The organism is Epilithonimonas hispanica, from assembly GCF_003385395.1.
GTDB lineage: Bacteria > Bacteroidota > Bacteroidia > Flavobacteriales > Weeksellaceae > Epilithonimonas > Epilithonimonas hispanica.
In genome coordinates this window covers 104,128-113,506 of sequence record NZ_QNUG01000011.1, presented here as the reverse complement: position 1 = coordinate 113,506, position 9,379 = coordinate 104,128, and the positions used below count along the sequence as shown (strand labels likewise).

12 protein-coding genes are annotated in these 9,379 nt (G+C 33.8%); 10 read left to right on the top strand and 2 right to left on the bottom strand.

The window, feature by feature from the left end; genetic code table 11:
• Window positions 1–91: 91 nt before the first annotated feature.
• Window positions 92–727, bottom strand: coding sequence for a phage integrase SAM-like domain-containing protein (locus tag DRF58_RS07070; RefSeq protein WP_157966715.1), 636 nt, complete (start codon window positions 725–727; stop codon window positions 92–94).
• Between the two features lie 359 nt (window positions 728–1,086).
• Here DRF58_RS07070 and DRF58_RS07065 point away from each other — a divergent pair, with 359 nt between their 5' ends.
• The 10 genes from DRF58_RS07065 (at window position 1,087) to DRF58_RS07020 (ending at window position 8,083) form a co-directional block, all read left to right on the top strand.
• Window positions 1,087–1,803, top strand: a complete 717-nt coding sequence (locus DRF58_RS07065) for an acyltransferase family protein (RefSeq protein ID WP_116034177.1) — start codon at window positions 1,087–1,089, stop codon at window positions 1,801–1,803.
• Window positions 1,804–2,248: 445 nt separating this feature from the next.
• Window positions 2,249–2,419, top strand: coding sequence for a lmo0937 family membrane protein (locus DRF58_RS07060; RefSeq protein ID WP_116034175.1), 171 nt, complete (start codon window positions 2,249–2,251; stop codon window positions 2,417–2,419).
• A gap of 150 nt (window positions 2,420–2,569) precedes the next feature.
• On the top strand, window positions 2,570–2,938 hold the full coding sequence (locus DRF58_RS07055; protein WP_123902380.1) for a hypothetical protein: 369 nt from the start codon (window positions 2,570–2,572) through the stop codon (window positions 2,936–2,938).
• Between the two features lie 66 nt (window positions 2,939–3,004).
• Window positions 3,005–3,280: a YHS domain-containing protein gene (locus tag DRF58_RS07050; RefSeq protein ID WP_116034172.1), complete on the top strand. Its 276-nt coding sequence runs from the start codon at window positions 3,005–3,007 to the stop codon at window positions 3,278–3,280.
• Window positions 3,261–3,956: an SCO family protein gene (locus DRF58_RS07045; protein WP_379883727.1), complete on the top strand. Its 696-nt coding sequence runs from the start codon at window positions 3,261–3,263 to the stop codon at window positions 3,954–3,956. The genes DRF58_RS07050 and DRF58_RS07045 overlap by 20 nt, the downstream gene beginning before the upstream one ends.
• Window positions 3,957–3,978: 22 nt before the next feature.
• Window positions 3,979–4,647, top strand: a complete 669-nt coding sequence (locus tag DRF58_RS07040; RefSeq protein ID WP_116034169.1) for a superoxide dismutase — start codon at window positions 3,979–3,981, stop codon at window positions 4,645–4,647.
• A 9-nt stretch (window positions 4,648–4,656) separates the two neighbouring features.
• Window positions 4,657–5,022, top strand: coding sequence for a hypothetical protein (locus tag DRF58_RS07035; protein WP_116034167.1), 366 nt, complete (start codon window positions 4,657–4,659; stop codon window positions 5,020–5,022).
• Between the two features lie 214 nt (window positions 5,023–5,236).
• The gene (locus DRF58_RS07030; protein ID WP_116034165.1) at window positions 5,237–6,064 is read left to right on the top strand and encodes an MbnP family protein; all 828 of its coding nucleotides are present in this window, start codon (window positions 5,237–5,239) and stop codon (window positions 6,062–6,064) included.
• Window positions 6,048–7,133: a cytochrome-c peroxidase gene (locus DRF58_RS07025; protein WP_116034164.1), complete on the top strand. Its 1,086-nt coding sequence runs from the start codon at window positions 6,048–6,050 to the stop codon at window positions 7,131–7,133. Before DRF58_RS07030 ends, DRF58_RS07025 begins: the two co-directional genes overlap by 17 nt.
• Window positions 7,133–8,083, top strand: coding sequence for a transporter (locus DRF58_RS07020; RefSeq protein WP_116034162.1), 951 nt, complete (start codon window positions 7,133–7,135; stop codon window positions 8,081–8,083). Before DRF58_RS07025 ends, DRF58_RS07020 begins: the two co-directional genes overlap by 1 nt.
• A 107-nt stretch (window positions 8,084–8,190) precedes the next feature.
• Here the strand turns inward: DRF58_RS07020 and DRF58_RS07015 are convergent, their stop codons facing one another.
• Complete coding sequence (locus tag DRF58_RS07015) at window positions 8,191–9,375, bottom strand: OmpP1/FadL family transporter (protein ID WP_123902379.1); 1,185 nt, start codon at window positions 9,373–9,375, stop codon at window positions 8,191–8,193.
• Between the last annotated feature and the right edge of the window lie 4 nt (window positions 9,376–9,379).

The window sequence follows — 9,379 nt, the reverse complement described above, 5'->3', positions numbered from 1 at the left end:
ATAACAGCATTAACTTTCATTCAGTTTGTAAATGTTTTTGTTTTCAATAGAAAAATGAATAGACTTAAAATTGAATTAATTTAATAATGCACTACGAGTTAAAACTATATTTTTTATTAAATGCCCAAAGTAAAAAGGTTTTCAATAATCCAATATTTCTGTGCACCGTATTTGCTGAATGTTCACGGTTTTCCACACAAAATTTCAAAAATTTATTGAACGTTTTTTCATCAAATTTACCAAGAGATAATTTATGCTTCGTCTTCTTTTCAAAATCTTCAAGCAATGTTTTATTGCACTTATAACGTTTAAGAGTCGAATTGGAAATTGCATTGCCGGAAAAATCATTTTCTTTTTCCTCTATAAATTCATCGTAAATTCGAAAAAAATCATCTTTTGATTGTATTTTTTTAAACTCTTCGTTAAATCGCTGACGGAGAATATCTAAGGTAAGATCTTCATTGATGTTTTTATATCTGTTTACTATTTCAGTGAAAAAGCTACTATATCTATCCAATTGCTTTTTTATACTTCTATGATTTTCCGCTCTTTTGGTTCTGCCATTAAGGTCATTTGGTTGTCTGTTTTCAAAATCCCATTCTGAAGGAATAATTTTTTCTCCAGTGGAATAAATAAAATTTTTATTTTCATTTAAGAAATATGAACGAAAATAAATCAATGTTTCCTTCTCCGATTTGGGTTCCTTTAATTTGTACGTAAAATTCATAGGTGCTAATTTAGGTGCTACTTATTCTATATTTAGACATAAAAATTACATATATCTACTTATGCAAATATATGTAAAAAACTGATATATAGTACATTTACATAAAATTAGTTATAATAGAATCAAATAGGTTCATTTCCCTCCAACTCCACTTAAACCCCTGTAATCAATAATTTACAGGGTTTTATATTTTAAGGTGCTAATTTTGGTGTTAAAACGAAATTCCGAATATTTGAATGTTTACATCCTTTTGAGTTCGTTATAATAACTTATTATTACAACTATCGACCTCTTAGAAGCACAAATATTACTTTACGCCTGTCAGCATCTAGTCAGCAATATAAAATTTAAAGAAAACTATGCAAAAAAGAATCGAATACTTAGACAGTATTAAAGCACTTGGAATAATACTAGTAGTCATAGGACATTACACTAGCTTCCTTAATTCATTTATCTTTTTATTTCATATGCCCTTATTTTTTTTCATCTCAGGATTCCTGTTTAAATATGAAGACAATAAGACATTATTACAAAAAAAAGGCAAAAGACTAATGACACCATACATTACATATCTTTTATTATTCTATTTAATACCTCTAATTCTCATTAAAGGTTTTATTCCCGAAAAAATAATTAAAGCAATTTTTGGCGGTGCATATCTATTTGGTTCAGTGGGTGTTTTATGGTTTGTGAGTTGTTTATTTGCAACAATGTTTTTATATAACCAAACTAAATCCATCAAACATAAAAATCTCTTTATTATAATAATGCTTTTACTGGCATATATAAATCAAATCTACCCCTATTACCTACCAGGCAATGCAAATGTTGCTCTCTTTACTGTTTTCTTCTTTCATTTAGGATACATTTATAGACAAAAATATTTAAACATTCACCCCCCCGTATATATTTCATTTATAATAATAACCACGCTAATTATAGCAAGTTACACATACCCACTAATAAAATTAGAGTTGAAAACTATTAAATATGGGATTCCATTTTTATCTGCATTCTTATCATCACTTTGCATACTATCTGTATTCAACATTTTCAAAAAAAATCCCAATACATAAATCTTCCTTTTTTAATTCCATAGGCAGAGCCTCTATGCTTATTATGTACACTCATCAAGTTATCAACGTCCCAATTCTCCATTTTTATCCTAATTTTAACAAAGCACTATTAGTATGCATTGGCATTATCATACCATTATTGATTTATAATAATTTCCCTAAAAATAAAAAATTAAGATTACTATTCTTAGGTGAGTAACATCTTCTTTTGAGTTTATTATAAAACTCTTTCTTTTGCAATGTAAATTTAAAATATTACGTTCCATCAGGTTCATTTAATAAATCCTGAAAAGCATCTTTTTTTTAGCTTCTTAAACAGTTGGATTTGTTCTTGCTAGTTTTAATTAGAATTTTAAAATATCTACAAATAACGAATTATGACGAATTATAATTACGGCACAAAATATGTTTAGTAATAAATCAAATAAACAAAAAAATAAAAGTTATGAGAAATCTATTATGGTTAGTCGCAGTAATTTGCATCATCGTTTGGGTGCTAGGATTATTAGGAATAGGTGGCGGAATGGGAATGGGAAATCTGATCCACATTCTATTGGTAATTGCCATCATTGTCGTATTATTTAACATCATTTCAGGAAGGAAACCTCTTGATTAAAGATTTATTCTTTTTGTAGAAATTCTAAACTAAAACATCAAACCTACTTTTCGAGTAGGTTTTTTTTATGTTGTATTATTAATATTGCTTCTGACATTTATCATCAATAGTTCAAAAGAGAAAACTTTATATTTGTACAGAGATTCAACATTGAAAAGTCTAGTCAGCATTTTTATCATCCTAACAATAACATTACGTCCGATAATGCCGATGATGGATTATGCCGTAAACTACGATTACATTTCAAAAAAACTTTGTGAAAACAGAGAGAAACCTCAACTTCTTTGCAAAGGAAAATGTTACCTCAAAAAAGAATTGTCAAAAACTTCAGAACCATCTGCAAAAAATGATTCCAGAATCAACGTTTCAGGCTTCATTGATACTTTTATCATTGATGAAAACTTCAAATTCTTTACAATAATTGATTATAATTCAGAAAAATCAAATTCAATTTCTGATATTAATTTCTCTTATCGCTTTAATCTATTTTCAGATATTTTTCATCCACCATTGATTTAATTTTAAAATCTAATTCTCTATTTACTGGAGACATTTTTAAATTTTATTAAATTAAAATCAACATCAATGAAAATATTCATTCTATCGATACTCCTTTCTGTATCAGCATTGTCGTGCGCACAAGAAGCGCCCAAGGTAAAACACGTTTCAAAAATGAAACCTGCAACCGACCTCAAAAATGTAAAAGTTGCCAACGCAGAAGATCCAATCTGTAAAATGAAAACAGCGGATTATCTAAAAGACACTGTCTCATACAAAGGAAAACTGTATGGTTTTTGCAGTGACCATTGTAAAAAAGAATTCGAAAAGAATCCTGAGAAATATGCCAAAAATGCGAAATAACAAAAAGCAAAAACAGAACTCCAAATCCAAAATCATCATTCCGATTATTATTTTGGCTTTGATTTTTGTGGTTATTGGCGCCGGAATGAGCTATTTCAAAAAGAGTCTTTTCACAGTAATGAAAGTTCCGGATTTTGAATTAACAGATCAAAACTCAAAAAAAATCACCAACAAAGACATGCTAGGCAAAGTCTATTTGGTTGAGTTTTTCTTCAGCAAGTGTCCAACGATTTGTCCCGTGATGAATTCTAATATGAAATATATCGAGGAAACCATCAACAGCAAAGATTTTGGGATTATTTCAATCAGCATAGATCCAACGAATGATACGCCAGAAGTTTTGCAAAACCACGCCAGAATGCTGGGAACCCAATCTCCCAACTGGCATTTTTTGACTGGTGACAGAGATTATATCTTGAAACTGGCAGATCAATTTGATATCTATGTTGGAGACAAAGAAGATCAATCGGAAAGCCTCAACCACAGCGGAATGATTGCTTTGGTAGATAAAGAAGGAAATCTTCGTTCGAGATTCGATGAAAACAACAGCCCAATTCTTTATTACTCAGGCTTGAATTATGAAGACCCCCAAGGAAAGAAAACTTCTCTTAGAGGAAAATATCATCCCGATCGAGAGAAATTAATAGAAGACATTCAAAAATTACTAAAACAATAAGTTTAATCTAAATTAAGTTATTATGAAAATCAAGAAAATATTTCTAGCAAGTGCGATTTCAGCAGCAACTTTTGCAGCTGCACAGTTCAAACAGACTCCTTTGCCTTATGCTTACAACGCTTTGGAAGGATCAATTGACGCAGAGACAATGGAAATCCATTACAGCAAACACGCTGCCGGATACGCTGCAAATCTTAATAAAGCTGTAGCCGGAACACCTTTGGAAAAAGAAAGTATCACAAAAATTCTTTCTCACATTTCAAAAGAAAGTCCAGCCGTAAGAAATAACGCTGGAGGACATTATAACCACGAGCTATTTTGGACAGTTCTAACACCGGAAAAAAACACACAACCATCAGCAAAATTAGCAAAAGCAATTACAGAATCTTTCGGAAGTCTGGACGCATTGAAAGAGAAATTAAGCAAAGCTGGAGCAGAAAGATTTGGTTCTGGTTGGGCTTGGTTAATTGTTACTGCAGATAAAAAATTAGCAGTCACTTCCAGCGGAAATCAGGACAATCCGTTGATGGACATTGCCGAAGTCAAAGGAACACCAATCCTGGGAATCGATGTTTGGGAACACGCCTATTACCTAAAATACCAGAACAAAAGAGCCGATTATTTGACCGCTTTCTGGAACGTGACCAACTGGAAAGAAGTAAGCAAACGCTACGAAGAAGCCATTAAATAATTTTCTTTAATGAAACTAATTTGCAACATATTCCTCATCCTTTATCTGGTATGCAAACCTGCATTTCCACTGGCGGAATATGTTGTAAATTATAACGAAATACAAGTTTTTTGCGTCAACAAAGCGCGACCAGAACTCCATTGCAACGGAAAATGCTACCTCGGAAAAGAACTCGCAAAATCCAGCGATTCCAATTCTTCACCACTTTCCAAAGGCAAAAATCAAGTCCAAAAAATATTGGATTTTTACATCCCAACAGAGATTTTCAAAACCACAATCCAAAACAATTTCTCGACAACAAACCTGCCTTTTTCCTACAAATCAGGTTACACATTTCTCTTTCTGAAGCACATCTTCAAACCACCCATTTTTTAGTTGAACATATTAATTAGGGCGATCCCCTCGCACACGCTTGTCATCCAGAAGTTCTCGGAGGACCAAGCTCGGGTCGGGCTGTCCGCTGCTATCTTTTTGTCTTATCACACGAGCCTATAAAACAACGTTTGCACAAAAGACAAAAAGGATATCCGCTACCATCCCTATCGCGGGATTAGGTATAAAAAACAACGTTTCAACTAAAAAAAATCATATGAAAATTTTTAAACTTTTATCATTGTTCCTTATCGCATTTACCTTAATCACAATCTCATCTTGTTCTAATAATGATGACGACGAAGTTCAAAATGCAGAACCAGGAAATCTCCAAATCAAATTCGAAAATGGATTCGATAATCTTGGCGATATCATCCTCAATCAAACCACACAAACCTCAACCAACGGACAAAAACACCAATTTTCCACTTTAAAATATATCATCAGCAACATCAGTTTAATCGATGAAAACGGCACCGAGTTCAAGTATAACTACAACAATCCCGACAAAGGCGCTTTCATCATCAACCAAGCCGAAGCACAAGGCGGAATAGTTTATGCCAATCTTACAGACATCCCCAAAGCCAATTACAAAAAAATCAAATTCGGATTAGGAATCAGCCCAACCGCTTATTTGATTGGACAAGAAGGGCAAGGTATTTTTTGGGATAAAGCCAAACAAGAAGGCATGGCATGGTCTTGGGCAGCAGGTTACATTTTCGCAAAACTGGAAGGAAAATACGGAACATCTACCGCCGACACCGAGTTTATGAACCACACCGGAAACATGGGCGACACAACCGCCAACGGAACGCCAGATCTTTACCGAGAAGTAGTTTTGGATTTGCCAACAACAGCAAGAGTCAGCAAAGAAATCACGCCTTCCATTCATATTTTGGCAGATCTTAATCAATATTTGAGTGGACAAACCGCTTTGTCTTTATCTTCCGAAAATAATATGGCAATGGGAAGCAGTCCGCATCTTGTAAGCGTGAGCAACAACCTCATTAATATGTTCAAAGTAGACCATGTTCATAATGATTAATCCATTCCAACAATTCCAGAGAGGACGATATAGTTCTCTTTGGATTTTCCTTGTTTTAATTTCGGGGATTTTAACATCTTGCTCAAACGACATTGAAGGCGAAGTTTTTGAGGAAGGCAAAGCTTACAATCTAGAAATCCCAAACAATTTCCCTGCTTTGGCTGTTGATTTAGATAAAAATCCAGTTACAGCCAACGGTGTTGCGTTGGGAAAGAAATTATTTTATGAAGGAAAACTTTCAAGAAACAATACAATCTCCTGTGGATTTTGTCACATTCAGGAATATGCTTTCACGCACCACGGTCATCCCGTAAGTCACGGCATTGATGATAAATTGGGAATACGAAACGCACCAGCCATTCAAAATATGGCTTGGCTGAAAAATTATACTTGGGACGGTGTGAGCCATAATCTGGATGAACGTTCCTTAGTACCAATTACTACAGATTTTGAAATGGATAGCTCGATTCCGGAAGTGATTTCGAAGTTGAGTGCGGATGCGAATTATAAAAAAATGTTCAAATCAGCTTTTGGTGATGACCAAATTAATGGCGAAAGAATCCGCAAAGCATTATCTCAATTTATGGTAACGATGATTTCTGCAGATTCTAAATATGATCAAGTAAAAAAAGGAAAAGCCAGTTTCACGAATGAAGAATCTCAGGGGAAAATTTTATTCGAAAATAAATGTTCGAGTTGTCATTCAGGAGAATTATTCACAGATGAAAGTTATAGAAATACGGGAATGTACTACAATTCGCAGTACGATGATCGTGGAAGATATCGTGTGACTCTCGATTGGAATGACAATATGAAATTCCGAGTTCCAAGTTTGAAAAACGTAGAACTGACGGCGCCTTATATGCACGACGGAAGATTCTATTCTTTGGATGCTGTTCTCAATTTCTATTCGGACAATGTGGAAAATCAACCCAACCTTGATCCGATTTTAAAACAAAATGGTCACATTGGGATTCCAATGTCAAATTTGGAAAAACAATACATCATTGCTTTTCTGAAAACCTTGACCGACCAAAATTTCATCAAAAACAAACAATTTGCAGAATAATGAACAAGCTTATTTTAATTATATTTTCAATTCTTAATATTTCAATTTCAGCAATTGAGAAAGACAGTCTTTACACTCCAATGTACGAAACTCAGAATCTTTTGAAAAGCCAAGAATTTTTCTGCGATGCTTGTGGTTGTGCTGCAGGAAATGGTTCTTCCGGTTTCGAATCTCTATTGAATCCACAATTCATCGGTATCAAATATTTTGCGCAACATTACAAAGCGAAAGAAAATCTTTTCACAAACGATTTGACGCAAGACCAATTTTTTAACACTATTCAGATTTGGGGAAAGATTCCGATTACGGAAAAGTTGAGTGTCTATGGAAGTCTGCCGTTTCAGTTTCACGAGAAAAAGACTTTGCAGGGCGATATTAGAATCAATGGAATCGGAGATGCGAGCTTGATGGGAATTTATCAAATCCTTAATTCTAAAAATACGTTTCATCAGCTCAATGGCGGTTTAGGTGTAAAAATCCCTATTGGAAAATTTGATGAGAAAGGCGCAACTGGTGTTAATCCAAGCTTCCAATTGGGAACAGGAAGTTGGGATTATCAATTGGCTCTTAATTATAAATTTCAGAAAAACCTTTTTGCATTGCTCATCAATACAGATTATACCATCAAAACTGAAAATAAAAAACATTATCAATTTGGGAATCAATGGAATTATGCGATGACTGGATTTCAGAGGATTTGGAGAAATGAAAACAGTATTATCTCAGGAAAATTGGGACTACAAGGCGAGGTTTATGACTGGAACAAACAGTTTGGTGAAGTGATGCCTAGAACCGCCGGAAGTGCGCTTTACGGAAAAATAGGTTTTGAAGCTTCCTATAAAAAATGGAGTATTGGAACAGAAATAATGTTGCCTGCTTACACCAATCTTGCCAGTGGCGACATAGAAGCAAAATCCAGATTTGGTTTGTTTGTGAACTTTGGAATTTAAAAATAAATATTCTCGCTGATTACGCTGATTTGGCAGATTTTAATCATTCAATAAAAAAAAGGAGGCGCTTTGTAAAAAAAGTTCCTCCTTTCGTAATATAAATTAAATTAATTGATGTATCGTTTTGTAAACCATTTGTCCAGAAAATCGATGCTGATATTGAGCATATGATAATTCTCTTTGATAGCATTGGTCGTCAAAACACCTCGTTTACCATAGCCATAACCAATATTCAGAATGATTTTGTTCATTGGGACTCCAACTCCAAAAGTGGCTTCCATTTTATTGATTTCCCGATTATTGACTTTAAAATAACCGGTATCATAATTAAGCCCGAAACGGTAGATCAACGCTTCGCCAACATTTTTTGGATTTTTACTTTCGGGAAGTAGTTCGAATCCTAAACCATAAACATTTTGGTTGTAATACTTTTCATTCGTAATTGTGTTTTTAACTTCGCTCCATTTGCTTTGGGTATAATCAAAACTGAAACGGTATCTATCATTTTTCAAAACACTGAATCCAATTCCCATTTCCAAAGGTAAAGTAGTGCTTTTGGAGCTCAATTTTGTTGTAACACTATTGGTATAGTCTTTATTTTCTGTATAGATACTTTCTCCTTTTGCATTCAGATTGCTTTTGAAATTAACAATAGCACCAAGAGTTAACTGGAGTCTTTGTTTCTCAAAATACTTATTAAACTGCGTTCCCAAACCATAACTGAAACCCGTATATCTTATGTTTCTGCTAATTTCAAGTTCAGAATTGGTTGTTATGGTTTCTATGCGACTGATGGTTCCGAAGTTATTTTTCACTTTTCCTCCAATGCTCCAATTGTTATTAATTTTATAGCCAGCAGTTACGCCTAAATTGGTAATTCCGCCGCTACCTTCATAAGTAATAGGATAATCACCCGAAGTTCCTTCTACAGGAATTGTAGATACAAATTTGTAATCCGTAGACGTTGTTGGCTGCACACTGGCTCCAATAGAAACTCTATTAGAAATCCGCATTGCAATGCCTAGATTGGTAAAATTACCATTGAATCTGCTGTCCTTTCCTTGGTTACTAGAGATATTGTTATACTTCAACAATCCACTTACATCATAAATAACATTTTGTAAACCAATAGTAGTTATAGATGCAGGATTTTTAGAATTAATATAATCTGGCGATTGCAGCGCTATACCGGTATTTCCTAAAGAAATATTTCTAGCATTATCTGTATTATTAAAAGTTCCAATCCCGAAATAAGAATAGGGAGAAGAGTCTTGCGCTCTTAGTTTTTGCACATTG

Coding starts and splice junctions, on each gene's coding strand:
- DRF58_RS07040 (WP_116034169.1), top strand. CDS start 3,979: ATGAAAATCAAGAAAATATTTCTAGCAAGTGCGATTTCAGCAGCAACT.
- DRF58_RS07070 (WP_157966715.1), bottom strand. CDS start 727: ATGAATTTTACGTACAAATTAAAGGAACCCAAATCGGAGAAGGAAACA.
- DRF58_RS07020 (WP_116034162.1), top strand. CDS start 7,133: ATGAACAAGCTTATTTTAATTATATTTTCAATTCTTAATATTTCAATT.
- DRF58_RS07030 (WP_116034165.1), top strand. CDS start 5,237: ATGAAAATTTTTAAACTTTTATCATTGTTCCTTATCGCATTTACCTTA.
- DRF58_RS07045 (WP_379883727.1), top strand. CDS start 3,261: ATGCCAAAAATGCGAAATAACAAAAAGCAAAAACAGAACTCCAAATCC.
- DRF58_RS07025 (WP_116034164.1), top strand. CDS start 6,048: ATGTTCATAATGATTAATCCATTCCAACAATTCCAGAGAGGACGATAT.
- DRF58_RS07065 (WP_116034177.1), top strand. CDS start 1,087: ATGCAAAAAAGAATCGAATACTTAGACAGTATTAAAGCACTTGGAATA.
- DRF58_RS07035 (WP_116034167.1), top strand. CDS start 4,657: ATGAAACTAATTTGCAACATATTCCTCATCCTTTATCTGGTATGCAAA.
- DRF58_RS07050 (WP_116034172.1), top strand. CDS start 3,005: ATGAAAATATTCATTCTATCGATACTCCTTTCTGTATCAGCATTGTCG.
- DRF58_RS07060 (WP_116034175.1), top strand. CDS start 2,249: ATGAGAAATCTATTATGGTTAGTCGCAGTAATTTGCATCATCGTTTGG.